The organism is Micromonospora halophytica, assembly GCF_900090245.1.
Classification (GTDB): domain Bacteria; phylum Actinomycetota; class Actinomycetes; order Mycobacteriales; family Micromonosporaceae; genus Micromonospora; species Micromonospora halophytica.
Genome location: NZ_FMDN01000001.1, coordinates 247,210 through 269,138 on the forward strand (window position 1 = coordinate 247,210; position 21,929 = coordinate 269,138).

Consider the following 21,929-nt stretch of genomic DNA (forward strand, 5'->3'; position numbering starts at 1 on the left):
GAGACTGCACAGTATGCTCCGCTTCATTCTGCGGCGACTGCTCCAGATGGTCCTCGCCTTCTTCGGGACCACGCTGATCGTCTACGCGCTGATGTTCGCCGGCCAGGGCGATCCCATCCAGGCGCTGGCCGAGGAACGACCGGTCACCGCCGCCCAGCGGGCATACCTGACCGAGAAGTACCACCTCGACGCGACCGGGGTGGGCGGCTTCTTCTACCGCTACTTCGACTACATCTCCAACCTGCTCCGGGGCGACCTCGGGCAGTCCCTCACCGGCCGCCAGATCGGCGACATCCTCGCCGCGGCCTGGCCGGTCACCGTGAAGCTGGCGCTCATCGCGATGGTGGTGACCGTCGTCTTCGGCGTCACCGCGGGCGTGATCGCCGGCATCCGGCGGGCCAGCGTCTTCGACAACTCCACGCTGGTGCTCACCCTGCTGGTGCTCGGCATCCCGACCATCGTGCTGGCCCCGCTCGCGCAGTACTTCCTCGGCGTGCGGTGGCAGCTCTTCCCACCCACCGCCGGCGCCGACCCCGACCTGTACGCGCTGCTGCTGCCCGGCATCGTGCTCGGCTCGCTCTCGCTTGCCACCGCGCTGCGGCTGACCCGTACCTCGGTGGCGGAGAACCTGCGCGCCGACTACGTCCGTACCGCCCGTTCCAAGGGCCTGGTCAAGCGGCGGATCGTCGGCGTGCACGTGCTGCGCAACTCGCTCATCCCGGTGATCACCTTCCTCGGCGTCGAACTGGGCAACCTGATGAGCGGCGCGATCATCACCGAGGGCGTCTTCAACATCCCCGGCGTGGGCTTCAACCTGTTCCGCGGGATCCGCACCGAGGACGGCCCGCTGGTGGTGGGCATCGTCAGCGTGCTGGTCGTGGTCTACCTCGTCTCCAACCTGGTGGTGGACGTCCTGTACGCCGTACTCGATCCGAGGATCCGCTATGAGTGAGCGCAGCGAGGTGCCGGCGTGAATGATTTCGAGACCGTGGCGGCGTCGGAGAACCAGGGCGCGCGGCGGGGTGTGTCGGGCGAGCCCGGGACGCCCAACCAGGTCGGCGTACCGCAGAAGCCACGCAGCCTGGCCGGCGACGCCTGGCGCGACCTGCGCCGCAAGCCGGTCTTCTGGATCAGCCTGACCCTGGTCGTGCTGGTCGCCGCGATGGCCGCCGCACCCTCGCTCTTCACCGCGAACGACCCGCGCGACTGCGTCCTGTCCCGGCAGCACGCCGGGCCGTCCGGCGGGGCCGTCTTCGGGTACGACTTCCAGGGCTGCGACACGTACGCCCGGGCGGTGTACGGCGCCCGCGCCTCGCTGCTGGTCGGCGCCCTCTCCGCGCTGCTCACCGGCCTGATCGCGCTGGTCATCGGGATGGTGGCCGGCTACTTCGGCCGCTGGGTGGACGCGGTACTCTCCCGCGTCATCGACATCGTGCTCGGCATCCCGCTGCTGCTCGCCGCGATCGTGCTGCTCAAGCGGGTCGCCAGCGACAGTTCGGCGGTCCGGATCGCCGCGGTGATCTTCGTGCTGGCGGTGCTCGGCTGGACCACCGCCGCCCGGGTGGTCCGCTCCTCGGTGATCACCGCCAAGGAGCAGGACTACGTCGCCGCGGCCCGGATGCTCGGCGCGGGCGACGGTCGGATCATGTGGCGGCACATCCTGCCGAACGCGCTCGCCCCGGCGATCGTGGTGCTCACCATCGCACTCGGCTCGTTCATCGCCGCCGAGGCCACGCTGAGCTTCCTCGGCATCGGTCTCAAGGCGCCGACCATCTCCTGGGGCATCGACATCGACGCCGGCCGGGTGCACATGCGGGAGTCGGCGACGCCGCTGGTCGTACCGTCCGCCTTCCTGGCGCTGACCGTGCTCGCCTTCATCATGCTCGGCGACGCGATCCGCGACGCCTTCGACCCGAAGCTGCGGTGAGGCTCCCATGCGAGCGCGAGGAGTGAGCGGAGCGAGCCCCGCAGTCGCGAGCGAAAGGCCAACTCTGTGACCCGGTCCGCCGTCCACCCGACCCCGGCCTCACCGACCCCGCCCGGCGGGCACCTGCTCGACGTGCGCGACCTGCACATCGAGTTCCGCACCGGCGAGGGCGTCGCCAAGGTGATCAACGGGGTGTCGTACCACCTGGACCCCGGGGAGACCCTGGCCGTGCTGGGCGAGTCCGGCTCCGGCAAGTCGGTCACCGCCCAGGCGATCATGGGCATCCTCGACACTCCCCCGGCGGTGATCCGCTCCGGCCAGATCCTCTACCAGGGCCGGGACCTGCTGGCCCAGCCCGAGGAGCAGCGCCGGCAGGTACGCGGCCGGGAGATCGCGATGATCTTCCAGGACGCCCTCTCCGCGCTCAACCCGGTCTTCGGAGTCGGCTGGCAGATCGGCGAGACGCTGCGCCAACGCGAGGGGATGAGCAGGGCCGACGCCCGCAGGCGGGCGATCGAGCTGATGGACCTGGTGAAGATCCCCGGCGCGGCGGGGCGGATCGGCGACTACCCGCACCAGTTCTCCGGCGGCATGCGCCAGCGCGTCATGATCGCGATGGCGCTCGCCATGAACCCGAAGGTGCTGATCGCCGACGAGCCGACCACCGCGCTGGATGTGACCGTGCAGGCCCAGATCATGGACCTCCTCGCCGACCTGCGCCGGGACCTGGACATGGCGATGATCCTGATCACCCACGACCTCGGCGTGGTCGCCGGTGTCGCGGACCGGATCGCCGTCATGTACGCCGGCCGGATCGTCGAGCACGCCGACGTCCGCTCGCTGTACCGGACGCCGGCCCACCCCTACACGAAGGGCCTGCTGGAGTCGATCCCGCGCCTGGACGTGCGCGGCCAGGCGCTGTCCACGATCAAGGGATTGCCGCCGAACCTGATGCGCATCCCCTCCGGCTGCCCGTTCCACCCCCGGTGCCCGTACGCACAGCAGGTCTGCGTGGATGTGGTGCCGCACGACCTGGTCCTCGGCGACGGCCGGACCAGCGCGTGCCACTTCGCGCAGGAGGTCCGTGATGACAGCGCCCGCTAGCCCGGCCAAGGTCCGCGGCGAGACGATCCTCGCCGTCGACGACGTGGTCAAGCACTTCCCGATCACCCAGGGCGTGCTGTTCCAGCGGCAGGTCGGCGCGGTCAAGGCCGTCGACGGGGTGAGCTTCGAACTGCGCCGGGGCGAGACGCTCGGCGTGGTCGGCGAGTCCGGCTGCGGCAAGTCCACCCTCGCCCGGCTGCTCATGCGGCTGGAGACGCCGACCTCCGGCCGGGCCACCCTTGAGGGGCGGGACCTGTTCTCCGCCTCCGGGGCGCAGCTGCGCCGGCTGCGGCGCAACATGCAGATGGTGATGCAGGACCCGTACACCTCGCTCAACCCGCGGATGACGGTCGGCGACATCATCGGCGAGCCGTTCGACATCCACCCGGAGGCCGCCCCGAAGGGCAGCAAACGCCGGCGGGTGCAGGAACTGCTGGACGTGGTCGGGCTCAACCCGGAGCACGTCAACCGGTACCCGCACCAGTTCTCCGGCGGCCAGCGGCATCGCCCGGGCGCTGGCGCTGCGCCCCGAGGTGATCGTCTGCGACGAGCCGGTCTCGGCACTGGACGTCTCCATCCAGGCCCAGGTGATCAACCTGCTGGGGCAGCTCCAGGACGAGTTCGGGCTGTCGTACATCTTCATCGCGCACGACCTGTCGGTGGTCCGGCACATCTCGGACCGGGTCGCGGTGATGTACCTCGGGAAGATCGTGGAGATCGGCACCGAGGAGGAGATCTACGAGCGGGCCACCCACCCGTACACCCAGGCGCTGCTGTCGGCAGTGCCGGTGCCGGACCCGGACGCCCGTGACGCGCGGACCATGATCCGGCTCACCGGCGACGTGCCGAGCCCCGCCGACCCGCCGTCCGGCTGCCACTTCCGCACCCGCTGCTGGAAGGCGCAGGAGGTCTGCGCCCGGGAGGAGCCGCACGCGGTCCCCCGCGCCGCCGACCCGCACCCCTCCGCCTGCCACTTCGCCGAGCTACGCCCACCGACCGCCTGACCCGGGGTCTGCCGGCCTGACCGCCACGGGCCGCAGCGGCGCGGGTGCCCACCAGGCCGGCGAGGTACAGGGTTCGTCCGCTACCGACGTGATGGCGTAGGTGGATCGCCGTCCCGATCCACCTACGCGATCAGGTCCGTAGCGACCGCACCACCCGCCGATGTCGTCGGGAACCCGCCCAGCGCCGATCGGGACATGGTCACCCGTCACATCGGCGTGCCGTGGCGACAGCCGGTCGACGACACCGGGCGGGAACGGCGAGGCCCCGTCCCCCGGGGCGGGGACGGGGCCTCGGCCGAACAGGTCAGTGGAAGAAGTGGCGGGTGCCGGTCAGGTACATCGTGACGCCGGCCCCCTTGCAGGCCGCGACGACCTCCTCGTCGCGGATGGACCCACCGGGCTGCACGATCGCCTTGACCCCGGCCTCGATGAGGATCTTCGGCCCGTCGGCGAACGGGAAGAACGCGTCCGACGCGCAGACCGAGCCCCGGGCCCGCTCCGCACCGGCCCGGCTCACCGCGAGCTGCGCCGAGTCGACCCGGTTGACCTGGCCCATGCCGACGCCGACGGAGGCGCCGTCCTTGGCGAGCAGGATGGCGTTGCTCTTCACCGCGCGCACCGCCCGCCAGGCCAGCACGAGGTCGCGCAGGGTCGCCTCGTCGGCCGCCTCGCCGGTGGCGAGCCGCCAGTTGGCCGGGTCGTCGCCGGCAGCGTCGATCTTGTCGCGGGTCTGCACCAGCACGCCGCCGGTGACCTGCCGCCACTCGGTTGGCAGCGGGGCGAAGGCCGGGGCACGCAGCAACCGGATGTTCTTCTTGCCCTGGAGGATCTCCACCGCGCCGTCGTCGTAGCCGGGCGCCACCACGACCTCGGTGAAGATCTCGGCGACCTGCCGGGCCATCTCGACGGAGACGGGGCGGTTGACCGCGATCACGCCGCCGAACGCCGACACCGGGTCGCACTCGTGGGCCCTGCGGTGCGCCTCGGCGACGTCCACGCCGACCGCGATGCCGCACGGGTTGGCGTGCTTGATGATCGCCACCGCCGGCTCGTCGGGGAAGTCGTTCGCGGCCCGCCAGGCGGCGTCCGCGTCGACGTAGTTGTTGTAGGACATCTCCTTGCCGTGCAGCTGCTCGGCCTGGGCCAGGCCGGGCGGGCTGGACGGATCGGCGTACACGGCGGCGCCCTGGTGCGGGTTCTCGCCGTAGCGCAGCACCGCCTGGCGGCGCAGGGCCAGCCCGGCGAACTCCGGCCAGCCGTCCTCGGCCGGCGCGAGGGTGGTGGCGAACCACTCCGCGACGGCCACGTCGTAGTCGGCGATGTCGGCGAAGGCGCGGGCGGCCAGCGCCCGGCGCTGGGCCAGGGTGAAACCGCCCTCGGCGAGCGCGGCCAACAGCGCCGGGTACGCCGCCGGGTCGGTCACCACCGCGACCGAGTCGTGGTTCTTGGCGGCGGCCCGGACCATGGCCGGCCCACCGATGTCGATCTGCTCGACGCACTCGTCCTGGCTCGCGCCGGAGGCGACGGTGGCCTGGAACGGGTACAGATTGGAGACCAGCAGGTCGATCCCGGCGATGCCGTGCTCGTCGAGCTGGGCGGCGTGGGAGTCCTTGCGCAGGTCGGCGAGGAGGCCACCGTGGATCTTCGGGTGCAGGGTCTTCACCCGGCCGTCGAGGATCTCCGGGAAGCCGGTCACCTGCTCCACCGGGGTCACCGGCACACCCGCGCCGGAGATCATCGACGCGGTGCTGCCGGTCGAGACGATCTCCACCCCGGCGTCGTGCAGCGCCCGGGCCAGGTCGACCAGGCCGCTCTTGTCGTAGACGCTGACCAGCGCGCGCCTGATCGGGCGACGCGCGTCCTGAGTGGCACTCACGGAACGGTGACCTTTCTTCCGGTGATCGTCCAACCTTCACGAACCAGGCGGCCGACCTGCTCGACGAGCTGGCGGCGCTCGGCTTCCTTGATGCGCTCGGTGAGCGTCTCCTCGTCGTCGTCCTCGCGCACCGGCACGGCGACCTGCGCGACGATCGGCCCGGTGTCCATCCCGGCGTCGACGAAGAAGAGCGTGGCCCCGGTGATCTTGACGCCGTAGGCGAGCGCGTCGCGGGGGCCGTGAATACCGGGGAACGCCGGCAGCAGGGTGTTGTGCGTGTTCAGGTAGCGGTCGCCGAAGGCGGCGAGGAAGTGCGGCCCGACCAGCTTCAGGAAACCCGCCGAGATGACCAGGTCCGGCCGGTGCTCCGCGACGTGCGCGGTCAGCGCCTTGTCCCAGTCCTCGCGGGTCGGATGGTCCTTCACCCGGTCGACGAAGGTCGGCACCCCGGCGGCGACGGCCCGGTCCAGGCCGGCGATCCCGTCCCGGTCGGCGCCGACGGCGACCACCTGCGCCCCGTACGCGGGGTCGGCGGCGGCATCCAGCAGCGCCTGGAGGTTGCTGCCGGATCCGGAGACGAGGACGACGAGGCGGGCGACGGACGCAGGCTCGGTCACCGGGTCACCCTATCGGGCAGGTCGGAACGCCCAGCGATCGGGCAGCGGCGATTCGGGTGATCACGCACGTCGCACGTTCGCGATACGCTGCCCGTCGCCCGGTGGCTAAGCGCACGCCGCCACCGCACCCTTCAGAAATGATCAGGCACGGTCACCGTGCCGACGAACGAGGAGCACGAAGACCAATGCAGCCCGGTTACCCGAACCCCGCCCAGCCTGAGCCGATCAACAACAACATGACGATGTCCATCGTCGCCATCTTCTTCTTCTGGCCGCTGGCCATCCCCGCCATCATCAACGCCTCGAAGGTCAACCCGCTGCTCCAGCAGGGCGACTACGCGGGCGCGCAGGCGGCCGCCGCCGAGTCGAAGAAGTGGTCGAAGTGGGCCATCATCATCGGTTGCGTCTGGCTCGCCATCATCCTGGTGTGCTGCCTCGCCGGTGGCCTGGCCGGCGTGGTGGGCGGCACCGCCGACACGAGCAGCTACTGACGATCAGCGACTGAGGAGCTTCGCATGCAGCCCGGACATCCCGGTCAGGACCCGTACGGCCAGCAGCCCTCGCACGACCCGTACGGCCAGCCCGGCCCGGGTCAGCCGTACGGGCAGCAGCCGGACCCGTACGCCCAGCCGCCGCAGGCGCCGTACGGGCAGCAGCCCCACGACCCGTACGCCGCACCGCAGGCCCCGTACGGCCAGCAGCCCACCTCGGGCCAGCCGTACGGCCAGCCGGTTTCGGGGGACCCGTACGCGCCGACCTCCGGGCAGCCCTACGGGCAGCCGTACCAGGACCCGTACGGTCAGCAGCAGCCCTACGGCCTGCCGACCTACCCGAACGCCGGGTACCAGCAGCCGGGGGGCCAGCAGAACACCCTGGGCCTGGTGTCGATGATCCTCGGCATCGCCGCGATCCCGATGCTCTGCTGCTTCTTCCTGGGCCTCCCCCTGGGCATCGCCGCCACGATCACCGGATGGCTGGGCAAGCAGAAGGCCGACCAGGGGCTGGCCAGCAACGGCGGGCAGGCCAAGGCCGGCCTGATCTGCGGTGTGGTCGCCATCGGGCTGGGCATCCTGCTGATCATCCTCAACGTCGTGGCCAACGTCGCTCTGCCGACGCAGCCCTGACGCGCGAGAGCGGAAGGGGCGTCCCGGTCCACCGGGGCGCCCCTTCCGCCTTCCGGCACAGGCCCGGACGCAGACCAGGCCGCCCGGGCGCAGGTCAGGGGCGTGGATCAGGGTCAGGGACGCGACGCCGCGCCGGCCAGGACCTTGCCGGCCGCCGCCCCGAGCAGCGCGCCGACCGCCACCACCGCGGTGGCCACCATCCCCACCTGCCAGGGCACCGGCCCGATCTCGGCCAGCCGGCCGCCGCCGAGCGGACCGCCGGAGGCCGCGGCGGCGAGGCCGGCGAGCAGGCCGACCACCGGCCCGGCGAGCGCCGCCGGCCCGAGCAGCGCCGGCCAGCCGGGCTCGGTCCGATCGTCGGGCGCCGGCCGCAGCAGCCGGCGGGAGAGCAGCCAGCCCGCCGCCATCCCGGCCAGCACCGGCACCGCGAGCAGCGCTGCCCCGAACCCGTCGACCGGGCCGCTGGGCAGGCCGGCGAGCAGGGGTACGGCCGGCAGCGCGCCCACCGTCACCTCGCTGGTGCGGATCGCCGTGCCGGTGCCGACGGCGAACCCGGGGCCGAGCAGGTAGGCGGTCGACCAGACCGTGGCGTTGGGTGCGTACGCGAGGCTGACCAGGGTGATCCCGGCCTGCCCGGCCACTCCGGTCCGGTACGCCCCGATCATGTCGGCGGCATCACCCCCGCCGGTCGCCACCGCCAGCCCGGCCGCCCCGGCACCCGCCCCGAACAGCAGCAGCCCGGCCACCAGCCCGGTGCGCACGCCGTCGCGCACCACCGCCGGGGCGCGCTCGGCGAGCAGGCCGGCGACACCGGTGGTGCGTACCGACCCGACCAGCGCGGCCAGCGTGCCGAAGACCGCGTACGTGAGCCCGGCGCGGACCGGGGAGACGCTCAGCCCACCCGTGCCGACCAGCACCGCGGCGAGGACGCCGAGCAACGCGTACCCGGTGCCGACCGCGACCGCGGCGATGAGCGCCTGCCGGGGCGAGCGCCCCCCGCGCGCGCCCATGGCCCGGCTGGTGTGCACACCCGCCCGGGTCAGCCGCCAGATGATCAGCGCGGTGAGCGCCAGCGGGACGAGACCGAGCGGGCCGGCCTCGGTGCGCAACGGGACGCCGTGGCCGAGCAGCCAGCCGGCCAGCCCGGCGCGCAGCACGCCGGTCACGGCGGCGGCGTCCTCGCTGAGCTGGGCCAGTCCCAGCACCAGGGCGACCGGCAGGTACGACGTGAGCGCCGCCCAGCCGGCGGCGAACACGGCGGCGACGGCGAGCGGCGCGCGGCTCCGGGACGACTCGGACCGGCGGGGGGCGGGCACCCGGAAACCCGACGCCGGCCGGCCGGGCGGGCGGGCGTCGGCGCGGACGCCGGCGGCGGGACGGCGTGGCTGATCAGGGGTGACCGAGGACATCGGGTCTACTCTGGCACGCCGCGCGGGCGACGGCTGCCCGGCAGGGCCGCCCGGTGCCGGCGAGTTCCCCGATCCACCGGTTCCCGGCGTCCCGGTCATCGCCTTCGGCGTGTTCAACATCATCGGCACCACGATCCGGCGGGCCAGCGGGACGTACCCGCTCCGGGACGACAACTGAGGGGGCCGACCGTCGCCGGTCGGCCCCCTCGGTGTTGCACCGTCCGCTCAGCGGCCGGACATCAGCTCCCGCATCAGTTTGGCGGTCTCGGTCGGAGTCTTGCCGACCTTGACGCCGACGGCCTCCAGCGCCTCCTTCTTCGCCTCGGCGGTGCCCGCCGAGCCGGAGATGATCGCGCCGGCGTGCCCCATGGTCTTGCCGGGGGGCGCGGTGAAGCCGGCGATGTAGCCGACCACCGGCTTGGTGACGTTGGCCTTGATGAACTCCGCGGCCCGCTCCTCGGCGTCGCCGCCGATCTCGCCGATCATCACGATGGCGTCGGTCTCCGGGTCGGCCTCGAACGCGGCGAGGGCGTCGATGTGGGTGGTCCCGATGATCGGGTCACCGCCGATGCCCACGCAGGTCGAGAAGCCGATGTCCCGCAGCTCGTACATCATCTGGTAGGTCAGCGTGCCGCTCTTGCTGACCAGGCCGATCCGGCCGGTGCCGGTGATGTCGGCCGGGATGATGCCGGCGTTGGACGCGCCCGGCGAGGCGATGCCGGGGCAGTTCGGGCCGATGATCCGGGTCTTGGAACCCTTGCTCACGTTGTACGCCCAGAACGCGGCGGTGTCGTGCACCGGCACGCCCTCGGTGATCACCACGGCCAGTGGGATCTCGGCGTCGATCGCCTCGACCACCGCACCCCTGGTGAACTGCGGCGGCACGAAGATGACGGTGACGTCGGCCCCGGTCTCCTTCATCGCGTCCGCGACGGAGGCGAAGACCGGCAGTTCGGCGCCGTCGAAGTCGACGGTCGTGCCGGCCTTGCGCGGGTTGACGCCACCGACGACGTTGGTACCCGCGGCGAGCATCCGCCGGGTGTGCTTCGAACCCTCGGAACCGGTCATCCCCTGGACGATGACCTTCGACTCCTTGGTCAGCCAGATAGCCATGATCAGACCCCCGCAGCCGCCAGCTCGGCGGCCTTCTCGGCCGCGCCGTCCATGGTGTCGACCCGCTGGATCAGCGGGTTGTTCGCGCCGTCGAGGATCGCCCGACCGGCCTCGGCGTTGTTGCCGTCGAGACGGACGACGAGCGGCTTGGTGGCCTTCTCGCCGCGCTGCTCCAGCAGGGCCAGCGCCTGGACGATGCCGTTGGCGACGGCGTCGCATGCGGTGATGCCGCCGAAGACGTTGACGAAGACGCTCTTCACCGACGGGTCGGAGAGCACGATCTCCAGGCCGTTCGCCATCACCTCGGCGCTCGCGCCGCCGCCGATGTCGAGGAAGTTGGCCGGCTTGACGCCGCCGTGCCGCTCGCCCGCGTACGCGACCACGTCGAGCGTCGACATGACCAGGCCCGCCCCGTTGCCGATGATGCCGACCTCGCCGTCGAGCTTGACGTAGTTGAGGTCCTTCTCCTTGGCGGCCTGCTCCAGCGGGTCCACGGTGGCCTGGTCGACCAGGGCCTCGTGGTCCGGGTGCCGGAAGCCGGCGTTCTCGTCGAGGGTGATCTTGGCGTCGAGCAGCAGCAGCTTGCCCTCGCCGGTCTTGGCCAGCGGGTTCACCTCGACCAGCGTGGCGTCCTCGGCGACGAACGCCTTCCACAGACCCACGGCGACCTCGACGACCTGGTCGGCGACCTCGGCCGGGAAGCCGGCGGCCTCGACGATCTCCCGGGCCTTGGCCTCGTCGACGCCCTCGACGGCGTCGATCGGGGCCTTGACGACCTTGTCCGGGGTTTCGACGGCGACCTGCTCGATGTCCATGCCGCCGGCGACGCTGGCGATGCAGAGGAAGGTGCGGTTCGCCCGGTCGAGCAGGTACGAGAAGTAGTATTCCTCGGCCACGTCCGCGGTCACGGTGATCATGACCTTGTGGACGGTGTGACCCTTGATGTCCATGCCGAGGATGTCGGTGGCGCGGGCCACCGTCTCCTCCGCGCCCTCGGCCAGCTTGACGCCACCGGCCTTGCCTCGGCCGCCGACCTTCACCTGCGCCTTGACGACCACCCGACCGCCGAGGCGTTCGGCGATCGCGCGGGCCTCCTCCGGGGTAGTGGCGACGCCGCCGGCGAGCACGGGCAAGCCGTGCCGCTCGAACAGGTCCCGCCCCTGGTACTCGTACAGGTCCACGATTGCGCGTCCCGTCCCGTCTCCGCGGCGCGCCGTCGCGCCGCCACCAGCGTTGTGGAAACTCCTTCGATGCCTGTCATCAGTTAAAACAGGCTGTCGCCGCAGCCTAGCGAGACAGGCACCAGCGGCAACCGAGCGGGTGCGTGGTGTGCGGTAATACACAGCGCGCCGCAGGCGACCCGCCGGTGGGAGCGACCCCGCCCGTTCGGCCCGGGAAGATCCCGAGAATGTGGCGTAACCCCCTGGTGGGGGCGTCGTTGAGTCTGATGTCGGAGCGCTGATCGAGCGCGGCGACGGGAGCGGCCGATGCCCTGTCGGTCGAGGGGTGGCGGCGGGGCATCGTGCATAGAAGGGCCGGGCGTGTGAGGGGTGCGTCCGGCCCTTCCCCCTGCCCGGATTCCGGCTCCGCCTCCCGTCAGACGGCCCGCCCCGGATCCCTTCCGTCAGCGGTCCGCCCCGGATCCACAAGATCGGCGGTGTCCCGTTCCCGGGACACCGCCGGCATCGGAAGCGGAGTCGGTCAGGTCCTCGACAGGGCCGCCGGTCGGCGCGGCGGAGGCGTGCGGCGCAGCCGTCAGGCGACGGACTGGGCGACGTTCCCCCGGACCCACTCGACGATCGACTGGGTGGTCGCGCCCGGGGTGAAGATCTTCGCCACGCCGAGCTGCTCCAGCTCGGGGATGTCGGCGTCCGGGATGATGCCGCCGCCGAAGACGACGATGTCCCGGGCGTCCCGCTCGGCGAGCAGTTCCAGCACCCGACGAAAGAGGGTCATGTGCGCCCCGGAGAGCACGGAGAGGCCGACCGCGTCGGCGTCCTCCTGGATGGCGGTCTCCACGATCTGCTCCGGCGTCTGGTGCAGACCGGTGTAGATGACCTCCATGCCGGCGTCGCGGAGGGCGCGCGCAACGACCTTGGCGCCGCGGTCGTGGCCGTCCAGCCCCGGCTTCGCGACGACGACCCGGATACGAGAGCTCATCAGCGCACACCTTTCACGGGCTTCGCGGCCAACACTGAACGAACGGTAACCGACGGGGCCAGGGCGGGAAATCCGGGCCGCACCCCTATCGTCCACAGGCTCCGTCGGGAAGCCGGACGCCTCCGCCGATCGGTCACTGTCCGCGACGAACGGGCAGTTAGCGGGACAGCCGTACGGCGGCTGGAGCTATGACAATGGTGGACGGAAAGGGACAGAAAGACTCACCGGTTCGGCGCTTCCGCTTGTGACGGGAGCGGTGGAGGGCTACCGTGTCCACGGTTGTCATCAGGTCTACGGACGGGTGACGACGCGACCAACGGACGTTCGACGGAACCCGCCGGACGGCCGGAGGTGGCATCGGATCCCCGACAACGGAGGGTATGCGTGCGCCAGCGCCTGTCGTCTGAGCCCGATAGATATCGCGGCCGCCGCCGCGTACCCACCCCCCCGCGGAGCCGCTACGCCGCGGTCGTCACCACCGCATTCGTGGGAGCAGGGATCGTCGCGCTCGGCGCGAACGCCCTCCCCGACAGCAAGACGGTCAGCCCGTCGGTCCTCGACGAGCTGAAGCAGGCTTCGATCACCAGCCAGGACGCGGCGGCCCGCGCCGACGCCGCCGACCGCGCCTCCCGGGACACCGCCCGGGACTCCCAGGTCAGCGCCACCGAGCAGGACCCGTGGCTGCTCCCCCTGCAGGGCTACGACTTCAACTCCCCGTACGGGATGCGCTGGGGCAAGCTGCACACCGGCATCGACCTGGTCGCGCCGGAGGGCACCCCGTACGTCGCCATCCACTCCGGCACCGTGACCAAGGCCGGCTGGTTCGGCGGGTACGGCTACGCGGTGATCGTCCAGCACGCCGACGGCAGCGAGGCCATCTACGGCCACTCCTCCTCGGTGAGCGTGCGGGAGGGTCAGCAGGTCAAGGCGGGCGACCAGCTCGGCCTGGTGGGCAACACCGGCCACTCCTACGGCTCCCACCTGCACCTGGAGATCCATGTCAAGGGCGAGCCGCTGGACCCGGTGCCCTGGCTCCAGGAGCGCGGAGTGGACATCAAGCTGCAAGTCGAGGCATATTACAGCGAGGTAGCGGCTTCCTGACGCTGCGTATCACCCGTTGACCGCCCGGATCGTTCGATCCGGGCGGTTTTTCGTGCCCGTAAGTCTGCTGGGTCACACCAGCCAGTGTGACCGACGTCACCGTGCCGCAAGATCACAAAGCCGCACAAGACCCGCCAGAGCGGCACGAAGGCCGCGAGACGCGGCCACCCGCTCCGGTCACCCACCGGTACCGGTACCCACCGCCGACCCGACCTACACCCAGGATGGGCAGGTCCCGCCCCCGAGTGTGTGAAGGTCCGACGTGCAGGAAGACAACAACACCCGCAACGAGAAGATCGCGGCCGCCCCGGCGCGGCACCGGCGGCGGCGCCGCGGTGGACGCGCCCTCGTCGTCGGCGCGGTCGCCCTGGTCGGCCTCGGTCTCGCCGGCGCCTCGGCCGTCGCGCTCGACTCCGACGACCGGCCCGCCCCGACCGCCGTCGCGCTCGACGCCCAGGCCCGTGCCGAAGCCGACGCCCGGGCCGACCGCTCCGACCGGATGCCGATCACCCCGGCCAGCCCGTCGGCCACCGCGAGCCCGACCACGGCGAGCCCGAGCGCCAGCCCGACGCCGAAGCCCACGAGGAAGGCCACCCCGAAGCCCACGCCGAAGCGGACCGCCACGCCGAAGCCGAAGCCGTCCTGGGTCCTCCCGATGAAGGGCGCCGACATCACCTCCTGCTACGGCCCACGCTGGGGCACCCTGCACGCCGGCATCGACTTCGCGATGCCCGCCGGCACCCCGGTCCGCGCCGCCTTCGGCGGCACCGTCGAGAAGGCCGGTGACATCGGCGACGGGTACGGCATCTCCGTCGTGGTCAACCACGGCAACGGCTACCTGACCCACTACGCCCACCTGAGCACCGCAAAGGTGGGCGTGGGCGACAAGGTGGGCGCCGGGGAGACCATCGGCCTGGAGGGCTCCACCGGCGACTCCACCGGCCCGCACCTGCACTTCGAGGTGCACCAGGGCCAGATGTGGAACCAGATCGACCCGGGGCCGTTCCTGCGTGCCCGGGGCGTCGCCGTGGGCTGCTGAGCCCGAACGGCGGAGCGCCGCCCCGCCCGGCCGTGCCCGCCGGTCCCAAACCGGCACCACGGCTTCCCGGCACGTCGACCGGCGCCCGGACCCACGAGGACCGGTCCGCCATGGACGCACGCCAAGGGCCCGGCCCGGCCGTTCACCGGAGCCGGGCCCTCGCGTCGTTCAGAGCTTGTCGATCGGGGCGTGCCGGAGCACCAGCCACATGGTCTGCTCACCGAAGTCGATCTGCGCCCGCGCGCCCGGGCCGTGCCCCTCCACGGCCAGCACCCGGCCCAGCCCGTAGCGCTGGTGGTTGACCCGGTCGCCGACCGCGACCTTCGGACCCTGCGGCAGCTCGCTGGCGGTGGCCAGCCGGCTGGCGTCCACCCCGAGCCGCTTGGCGAGCTGCGCCGCCTTCGGCGTACCCCCGGTGAAGCCGCCACGCCCGCCGGGCGCGCGGTCCGCGCGGCCGCCGACGCCGCCACCCCCGCCGGCCCACGAGGTGTACGACCCCTCGGTGCGCTCCCAGCGGACCAGCTCCGGCGGCAACTCCTCCAGGAACCGCGACGGCGGGTTGTAGGCCGGCTGCCCCCAGGCCGAGCGGGTGACCGCCCGGGACAGGTGCAGCCGCTGCCGGGCCCGGGTGATGCCGACGTACGCCAGCCGGCGCTCCTCCTCCAGCTCGCGGGTGTCGCCGAGCGAGCGCAGGTGCGGGAAGACACCGTCCTCCAGGCCGGTCAGGAAGACCACCGGGAACTCCAGGCCCTTGGCGGTGTGCAGCGTCATGAGGGTGACCACGCCCTGATGCGGCGCGGCGTCGTCTGCCTCGGCGCCGTCAGATGCCGAGCCGGGCTGCGAGGGGATCTGGTCGGCGTCGGCGACCAGCGCCACCTGCTCCAGGAAGCCGGCCACCGTGGCCCGCTCCCCCTCCTCGGCGGTCGCCTCGATCCGCTCGGTGTACTCCCGGGCGACGCTGACCAGCTCCTGGAGGTTGTCCACCCGGCCGGCGTCCTGCGGGTCGAGGCTCTCCTCCAGCTCGGTGAGGTAGCCGGAGCGGGTGAGCAACGCCTCCAGCACCTCCTCCGGCGTCCCGGTCGCGGCCAGCTCCCGGGCGCCGTCGAGCAGCGCGACGAACTCGGCGATGCCGTTGGCCGCCCGGGTGGAGATGCCCGGCGCGTCCTTCGCCCGGCGCAGCGCGGCGCCGAAGGAGATGCGGTCCCGGCTGGAGAGCGCCTCCACGCAGGCCTCGGCCCGCTCGCCGATGCCCCGGCGGGGCGTGTTCAGGATCCGGCGCAGGCTCACCGTGTCGTCGTCGTTGACCACCGCCCGCAGGTAGGCCAGCGCGTCGCGGACCTCCTTGCGCTCGTAGAAGCGCACCCCGCCGACCACCTTGTACGGCAGGCCGACCCGGATGAAGACCTCTTCGAAGACCCGGGACTGGGCGTTGGTGCGGTAGAAGACGGCGACGTCGCCGGGGCGAGTGTCGCCGGAGTCGACCAGCCGGTCGATCTCCCGGGCCACCCAGTCCGCCTCGGCGTGCTCGGTGTCGGCGACGTAGCCGACGATCAGCTCACCCGCGCCCGCGTCGCTCCACAGCCGCTTCGGCTTGCGGGAGGTGTTCCGGTCGATCACCGCGTTGGCCGCGTTGAGGATGGTCTGGGTGGACCGGTAGTTCTGCTCCAGCAGGATCGTCCGGGCGTCGGTGAAGTCCCGCTCGAACTCCAGGATGTTGCGGATCGTCGCGCCACGGAACGCGTAGATCGACTGGTCGGCGTCACCGACCACGCAGAGCTCCGCCGGCTCGATCCCCTCGGTGCCGGAGACCAGCTCCTTGATCAGCACGTACTGGGCGTGGTTGGTGTCCTGGTACTCGTCGACCAGCACGTGCCGGAACCGGCGGCGGTAGCTCTCCGCGACGTGCGGGTGCGACTGGAGCAGGTGGACCGTCGTCATGATCAGGTCGTCGAAGTCCAGCGCGTGCGCCTCGCGCAGCCGCCGCTGGTAGAGCGTGTACGCCTCGGCGAGAGCCCGCTCGTTGGGACCCTTGGCCCGGCCGGCGAACTCCTCCGGGTCGACCAGCTCGTTCTTCAGGTTGGAGACCTGGGCGGCCAGCCCCCGCGCCGGGTAGCGCTTCGGGTCGAGGTCCAGCTCCCGGGCGACCATCTGCATCAGCCGGCGGGAGTCGTCCGCGTCGTAGATGGAGAAGGTGGACTTGAGCCCGGCGTGCTCGTGCTCGGCGCGCAGGATGCGTACGCAGGCGGAGTGGAAGGTGGAGACCCACATCAGCCGGGCGCGCGGGCCGACCAGGTTGGCCACCCGCTCCTTCATCTCCCCCGCGGCCTTGTTGGTGAAGGTGATCGCGATGATCTCGCCCGGATGCACGTCCCGCGCCGCGAGCAGGTAGGCGATCCGGTGGGTGAGCACCCGGGTCTTGCCGGAGCCGGCGCCGGCCACGATCAGCAACGGTGAGCCGGCGTGGGTGACCGCGTCCCGCTGGGGGCCGTTCAACCCCTCGACGAGCTGCTGCGGATCGAGGTGCGCGACGGCGGAACCCGGCCGGCGCGGCGGGGTCCGGGCCGGCACGGGCGCGGGCGGGGACACGGGGATGTCGAAGAGAGGATGCATCGCACGGCGAGTCTATGCCGCCGGCCGGACACTTCCCGCCCGCGCACGCCCCGCCGCGGCACCGTCACGCGGCGGACTGAGACGAACCCGTCACGGTGTCGCCCCTGGCGCGTTCGTGCCCGACCCGGGACGATGACGCGGAAACCCCCGATTACTCCCCCGTACACGACCTGGGAGAACAACCATGAGTCAACCGCGCTCGCGCGGTCGGGCCCTGCTGCGTCACCTCGCCGCGCCGGCCCTCGCGCTGGCCGTCGTGGCCAGCCTGCCCGCCACCGGACGGCCCGGACCGCAACCGGCCGCCACCGACGACACCGCCGGTCTCGTCCCGGTCGCCGTCTCCTACGCCGCGCCCCGCGGCGGTGAGATCAAGGGCCAGTTCCTCAGCTACAACGACTTCCACGGCGCCATCGACCCGCCCGGTGGCAGCGGCGCCGCGGTCAACGGCACCCCGGCCGGCGGCGTGGAGTACCTCGCCACCTGGCTGAGGAAGCTGCGCGCCGAGGCGAAGGCCGAGGGACGGGGCACCACCACCGTCGGCGCCGGCGACCTGATCGGCGGCACCCCGCTGGTCAGCGCCGCCTTCCACGACGAGCCGACGATCGAGCTGATGGACGAGGTCGGGCTGGACATCAGCTCGGTCGGCAACCACGAGTTCGACGAGGGCGTCGACGAGCTGATCCGGATCAACAAGGGCGGCTGCCACCCGGTCGACGGCTGCGCCGACGGCGACGGGTTCGCCGGCGCCGGATTCACCTACCTGGCCGCCAACACCATCAGCAAGAAGACCAAGCTGCCGATCCTGCCGCCGGTCGACGTCCGCTTCGTCGGCGGCGTGCCGGTCGGCTTCGTCGGCGTCACCCTGGAGGGCACGCCGGGCATCGTCAACCCGGCCGGCATCTCCGACGTCACCTTCACCGACGAGGTCCAGACCGCCAACCGGTGGGGCGGGCTGCTGAAGCTCTTCGGCGTCAAGGCGATGGTGCTGCTGGTGCACGAGGGCGGGGCCCAGAGCCCGCCGCCGAGCGCCCCGGGCGTCTCCGACTGCGCCAACTTCTCCGGCCCCATCGTGGACATCGTGCGCGGCCTGCGGCCCGAGTTCGGCGTCGTGGTCTCCGGGCACACCCACCGCTTCTACTCCTGCTCGCTGCCGAACTCCTCCGGCGCGCAGAGCGTGGTCACCAGCGCCGGCAGCAACGGCCAGCTGATCACCGACATCGACTACTCGCTGGACCGACGCACCGGCCGGTTCACCAGCATCACCGCGAAGAACGTGATCGTGGAGAACGGCGTCCGCAACGCCGACGGCACCTGGCAGCAGAGCGCCCCCGGCGTCTACGCCCGCAACCCGGACCTGGTCGACCCGGGCGCGAAGGCGCTGGCCGACAAGTACCGGGCGGCGGTCGCCCCGATCGCCAACCGGGTGGTCGGCAGGATCAGCGCGGACATCGTCCGCGACGCCCGCCCGAACGGGGAGAGCCCACTCGGTGACGTGATCGCCGACGCGCAGCTCGCGTACACCAGGGGCGACGGGGCGCAGCTCGCGCTGATGAACCCGGGCGGGGTCCGGGCCTCCCTGTCGTACGCGGCGTCGGCCGGGGGCGAGGCCCCGGGCGAGGTGACGTACGGCGAGGCGTTCACCACCCAGCCGTTCAACAACCTCGTGGTCACCCAGACGCTGACCGGCGCGCAGCTCAGGAACGTGCTGGAGCAGCAGTTCGTCGGCTTCAACGGGCAGACCACCCAGCGGATCCTCCAGCCCTCCGCCGGGCTGACCTACTCCTACGACACCACCGCCCCGGTTGGCTCCCGGGTCAGCGCGCTGGCGCTGGACGGCGTCCCGGTCGACCCGGCGACCAGCTACCGGGTCACCACGAACGACTTCCTCGCCAACGGCGGGGACGGGTTCACCGAACTGAAGGCGGGCACCGGTCGCACCACCGCTCCCGGCTTCGACGTGGACGCGCTGATCGCGTACCTGGGCGCCGGCGTGCCGGTGGCGCCGGGTCCGGCCGACCGGATCACCCGGCTGGGCTGAGCGGACGTGGCACGGCCCGGGCACCAGGGCCGTGCCACGTCCCACGTGTTGGCGGTTTCCTTGCGCGGCCGCCCCGGCGGTCGGCATACTCGACCCGTGTTCGGTCAGCGCATCTTCTTTTACTACGGCACCGGGAGTCCGGCAGCCGTGGGTCGCGCCTGATCGACAGACCTACGAGAAAGCCCCGGGCTCCTGGAGCCCGGGGCTTTCTCCGTTCCGGGATCCCGACACCGGGCACGACGTCAGGAAGGTACGACCGATGATGACAGACGTGGCGGAACAGAGCGGCGAGACGACGGGCGCACGGGCGGGCGGGGCCGGCGGCGACACCACGGCCCGCTTCGGCACCGACGAGCCGGGGGCGGCAGCGCGGATCGCCGCCATCCGGGAGCGCATCGACGAGATCGACCGGACGATGATCGCGCTCTGGCAGGAACGCGCCGAGCTGTCCCGGGAGGTCGGCACCACCCGGATGGCCTCCGGCGGCACCCGCCTCGTGCTCTCCCGGGAGCGGGAGATCCTGGAACGCTTCCGGCACGCGCTCGGCGCGGACGGCACCCAGCTCGCCCTGCTGCTGCTGCGGGCCGGCCGCGGGCCGCTGTGACGACTGGTCGTGCCACCGGCAGCCGGGCGGGACGCCCGGCCCGCCGTGGCACGGCGTACCCCTGAAGGTCCTGACCGCCCCGCCGGGTCGGCGTGGCCCCGGAAACGACGAACCGCCTGCCGGCCTCACACGGAGGCCGGCAGGCGGTTCGGTCGGATCACACCTCGTGGGTGGCGACGATCTCCCGCTTCTCCGCGAAGTGGCAGGCGCTCGGGTGGTCCGAGCCCTGCCGGATCTCCAGCAGCGGCGGCTGCTCGGCGCAGATGTCCTGCGCCTTCCAGCACCGGGTCCGGAACCGGCAGCCCGAGGGCGGGCTGATCGGGGAGGGGACGTCACCGCTGAGCCGGATGATCGTCTTGTTCTCCCGCAGCGTCGGGTCCGGCACCGGCACCGCCGACAGCAGCGCCTGGGTGTACGGGTGGGTCGGCCGCTCGTAGATCTCGTCCTCGGTGCCGATCTCGACGATCTTGCCGAGGTACATCACCGCGACCCGGTCGGAGAGGTGCCGCACCACCGACAGGTCGTGGGCGATGAAGACGTACGACAGGCCGAACTCGCGCTGGAGCTTCTCCAGCAGGTTCATCACCTGCGCCTGGATCGACACGTCCAGGGCCGAGACCGGCTCGTCGCAGATGATGACCTCGGGCCGCAGGGCGAGCGCCCGGGCGATGCCGATGCGCTGCCGCTGGCCGCCGGAGAACTGGTGCGGGTACCGGTTGATGTGCTCCGGGTTGAGGCCGACCAGGTCGAGCAGTTCCTTGACCTTGTCCCGGCGGCTGCCCTTCGGCGCCACCTCCGAGTGGATCTCGAACGGCTCGCCGACCAGGTCACCGACCGTCATCCGCGGGTTGAGCGAGGTGTACGGGTCCTGCATGACCAGCTGGATCTGGCGACGCAGCCGGCGCAGCGCGCCGCCGGACAGCTTGGAGATGTCCTGGCCCTTGAAGGCCACGGAGCCGGCGGTCGGCTTCTCCAGGTTCATCAGAACCCGGCTCAACGTCGACTTGCCGCAACCCGACTCGCCCACCACGCCCAGCGTCTCGCCGGCCTTCAGGTCGAAGGAGACGCCGTCGACGGCCTTGACGTGACCGATGGTCTTCTTGAACACCACACCCCGGGTCACCGGGTAGTGCTTGACCAGGTCACGTACCTCGAGGATGTTCTCAGTCACGGTTCACCAGCTCCTCGGCGAAGTGGCAGGCGCTGGCCCGACCGGCGCCGATCTGCAGCAACGGGGGGAGCTTCTCGCGGCACACCGGCTGCGCCATGGCGCAGCGCGGGTTGAACGGGCAGCCCGGCGGGATGTTCATCAGGTTCGGCGGGAGGCCCTTGATGGTGCGGAGCTGCTGCCCCTTCTCGTCCAGTCGCGGGATCGAGTCGAGCAGGCCGAGGGTGTACGGGTGCGCCGGCTTGGCGTACAGGTCGTAGACATCGGCTTCCTCGACGATCCGGCCGGCGTACATGACCGCGATCCGGTCCGCGACGTCGGCGACCACGCCGAGGTCGTGGGTGATCAGGATCATGCCCATCCGCCGCTCCCGCTGGAGCTCGCCGAGCAGGTCCATGATCTGGGCCTGCACGGTCACGTCCAGCGCGGTGGTCGGCTCGTCCGCGATCAGCACCTCCGGGTCGAGGGCCAGCGACATCGCGATCATCGCGCGCTGCCGCATGCCACCGGAGAACTGGTGCGGGAAGTTGTTGAACCGACCCTTGGCGTTCGGGATCTTGACCTGGTCGAGCATCTCGATCGCGCGCTTCTTGGCGTCCGCGCGGCTCATGCCGCGACGGATCCGGAACTGCTCGGCGATCTGGAACCCGACGGTGAAGACCGGGTTCAGCGCGGAGAGCGAGTCCTGGAAGATCATCGCGATGCCCTCGCCACGGATGCGGCGGCGCTCCTCGGCGGACATCTTGAGCATGTCCTTGCCGTGGAAGCGGACCTGGCCGCCGGTGACGAAGCCGGGCGGCATGTCGAGGATGCCCATGATGGTCTGCGCGGTGACGCTCTTGCCGGAGCCGGATTCGCCGAGCACGGCGAGGGTCTCCCCCGCGTCGACGTGGTACGTGACCCCGTTGATGACCTTGGCGACGCCGTCCCGGGTGCGGAACTCCACCCGCAGGTCGTCGACCTCGAGCAGCCGGCCGGAGGGGCGGCCGGATCCGTCGGCGCCCGGCGCGGACTGCTCGGACACGAGAATGTCGG

At 71.9% G+C, this 21,929-nt stretch carries 19 protein-coding genes and 1 pseudogene; 11 read left to right on the forward strand and 9 right to left on the reverse strand.

The window, feature by feature from the left end; translation table 11 throughout:
- The first annotated feature begins 13 nt into the window (after positions 1-13).
- From GA0070560_RS01115 to GA0070560_RS01130, 4 genes and pseudogenes are all read left to right on the forward strand, one after another.
- Positions 14-952: an ABC transporter permease gene (locus GA0070560_RS01115; RefSeq protein ID WP_091290128.1), complete on the forward strand. Its 939-nt coding sequence runs from the start codon at positions 14-16 to the stop codon at positions 950-952.
- Positions 953-970: 18 nt separating this feature from the next.
- Positions 971-1,927 (forward strand): ABC transporter permease, encoded by a 957-nt coding sequence (locus GA0070560_RS01120; protein WP_091290131.1) that lies wholly within the window; start codon positions 971-973, stop codon positions 1,925-1,927.
- 66 nt (positions 1,928-1,993) lie between these two features.
- Entirely contained in the window at positions 1,994-3,031 is a 1,038-nt protein-coding gene (locus tag GA0070560_RS01125) for an ABC transporter ATP-binding protein (protein ID WP_091290133.1), read from the forward strand.
- Positions 3,015-4,035 (forward strand): annotated as a pseudogene (locus GA0070560_RS01130) (ABC transporter ATP-binding protein). Before GA0070560_RS01125 ends, GA0070560_RS01130 begins: the two are co-directional and overlap by 17 nt.
- Positions 4,036-4,339: 304 nt before the next feature.
- On the opposite strand, the gene purH reads toward GA0070560_RS01130, so the two are convergent.
- On the reverse strand, positions 4,340-5,911 hold the full coding sequence (gene purH / locus GA0070560_RS01135) for a bifunctional phosphoribosylaminoimidazolecarboxamide formyltransferase/IMP cyclohydrolase (RefSeq protein ID WP_091290135.1): 1,572 nt from the start codon (positions 5,909-5,911) through the stop codon (positions 4,340-4,342).
- The gene (gene purN, locus GA0070560_RS01140) at positions 5,908-6,528 is read right to left on the reverse strand and encodes a phosphoribosylglycinamide formyltransferase (protein ID WP_091290137.1); all 621 of its coding nucleotides are present in this window, start codon (positions 6,526-6,528) and stop codon (positions 5,908-5,910) included. Before purN ends, purH begins: the two co-directional genes overlap by 4 nt.
- A gap of 185 nt (positions 6,529-6,713) precedes the next feature.
- Between purN and GA0070560_RS01145 the strand changes: the two genes are divergently transcribed.
- Both GA0070560_RS01145 and GA0070560_RS01150 read left to right on the forward strand, forming a co-directional pair.
- Positions 6,714-7,019, forward strand: a complete 306-nt coding sequence (locus GA0070560_RS01145) for a CD225/dispanin family protein (protein ID WP_091290140.1) — start codon at positions 6,714-6,716, stop codon at positions 7,017-7,019.
- A 24-nt stretch (positions 7,020-7,043) separates the two neighbouring features.
- On the forward strand, positions 7,044-7,652 hold the full coding sequence (locus tag GA0070560_RS01150) for a DUF4190 domain-containing protein (protein WP_091290141.1): 609 nt from the start codon (positions 7,044-7,046) through the stop codon (positions 7,650-7,652).
- A gap of 113 nt (positions 7,653-7,765) precedes the next feature.
- On the opposite strand, the gene GA0070560_RS01155 is transcribed toward GA0070560_RS01150, so the two are convergent.
- A complete protein-coding gene (locus GA0070560_RS01155) occupies positions 7,766-9,061 on the reverse strand; it encodes a cell division protein PerM (RefSeq protein WP_091290144.1) in 1,296 nt (431 codons plus the stop codon).
- Here GA0070560_RS01155 and GA0070560_RS01160 point away from each other — a divergent pair.
- Complete coding sequence (locus tag GA0070560_RS01160) at positions 9,048-9,239, forward strand: hypothetical protein (RefSeq protein ID WP_091290146.1); 192 nt, start codon at positions 9,048-9,050, stop codon at positions 9,237-9,239. The genes GA0070560_RS01155 and GA0070560_RS01160 overlap by 14 nt on opposite strands.
- A 47-nt stretch (positions 9,240-9,286) precedes the next feature.
- Here the strand turns inward: GA0070560_RS01160 and sucD are convergent, their stop codons facing one another.
- The 3 genes from sucD to icmB all read right to left on the reverse strand — a co-directional run bounded on the left by sucD (position 9,287) and on the right by icmB (position 12,334).
- Complete coding sequence (sucD, locus tag GA0070560_RS01165; RefSeq protein WP_091290148.1) at positions 9,287-10,174, reverse strand: succinate--CoA ligase subunit alpha; 888 nt, start codon at positions 10,172-10,174, stop codon at positions 9,287-9,289.
- Between the two features lie 2 nt (positions 10,175-10,176).
- Positions 10,177-11,355: an ADP-forming succinate--CoA ligase subunit beta gene (sucC, locus tag GA0070560_RS01170; RefSeq protein ID WP_091290150.1), complete on the reverse strand. Its 1,179-nt coding sequence runs from the start codon at positions 11,353-11,355 to the stop codon at positions 10,177-10,179.
- Between the two features lie 574 nt (positions 11,356-11,929).
- Positions 11,930-12,334: a coenzyme B12-dependent isobutyryl CoA mutase small subunit gene (icmB, locus tag GA0070560_RS01175; protein WP_088976008.1), complete on the reverse strand. Its 405-nt coding sequence runs from the start codon at positions 12,332-12,334 to the stop codon at positions 11,930-11,932.
- A gap of 384 nt (positions 12,335-12,718) precedes the next feature.
- Between icmB and GA0070560_RS01180 the strand changes: the two genes are divergently transcribed.
- Together GA0070560_RS01180 and GA0070560_RS01185 are read left to right on the forward strand one after the other, a co-directional pair.
- Positions 12,719-13,435 (forward strand): M23 family metallopeptidase, encoded by a 717-nt coding sequence (locus GA0070560_RS01180; RefSeq protein ID WP_091290152.1) that lies wholly within the window; start codon positions 12,719-12,721, stop codon positions 13,433-13,435.
- Between the two features lie 262 nt (positions 13,436-13,697).
- Complete coding sequence (locus GA0070560_RS01185; protein WP_091290154.1) at positions 13,698-14,474, forward strand: M23 family metallopeptidase; 777 nt, start codon at positions 13,698-13,700, stop codon at positions 14,472-14,474.
- Between the two features lie 168 nt (positions 14,475-14,642).
- On the opposite strand, the gene pcrA is transcribed toward GA0070560_RS01185, so the two are convergent.
- Complete coding sequence (pcrA, locus tag GA0070560_RS01190) at positions 14,643-17,084, reverse strand: DNA helicase PcrA (protein WP_091290156.1); 2,442 nt, start codon at positions 17,082-17,084, stop codon at positions 14,643-14,645.
- Between the two features lie 184 nt (positions 17,085-17,268).
- Between pcrA and GA0070560_RS01195 the strand changes: the two genes are divergently transcribed.
- Positions 17,269-19,122, forward strand: coding sequence for a bifunctional metallophosphatase/5'-nucleotidase (locus GA0070560_RS01195; protein WP_091290158.1), 1,854 nt, complete (start codon positions 17,269-17,271; stop codon positions 19,120-19,122).
- 259 nt (positions 19,123-19,381) lie between these two features.
- Complete coding sequence (locus GA0070560_RS01200) at positions 19,382-19,726, forward strand: chorismate mutase (protein ID WP_091290161.1); 345 nt, start codon at positions 19,382-19,384, stop codon at positions 19,724-19,726.
- A gap of 157 nt (positions 19,727-19,883) precedes the next feature.
- On the opposite strand, the gene GA0070560_RS01205 is transcribed toward GA0070560_RS01200, so the two are convergent.
- Both GA0070560_RS01205 and GA0070560_RS01210 read right to left on the reverse strand, forming a co-directional pair.
- A complete protein-coding gene (locus tag GA0070560_RS01205; protein ID WP_091290164.1) occupies positions 19,884-20,897 on the reverse strand; it encodes an ABC transporter ATP-binding protein in 1,014 nt (337 codons plus the stop codon).
- Entirely contained in the window at positions 20,890-21,918 is a 1,029-nt protein-coding gene (locus GA0070560_RS01210) for an ABC transporter ATP-binding protein (protein ID WP_091290166.1), read from the reverse strand. The genes GA0070560_RS01205 and GA0070560_RS01210 overlap by 8 nt, the downstream gene beginning before the upstream one ends.
- Positions 21,919-21,929 lie beyond the last annotated feature (11 nt).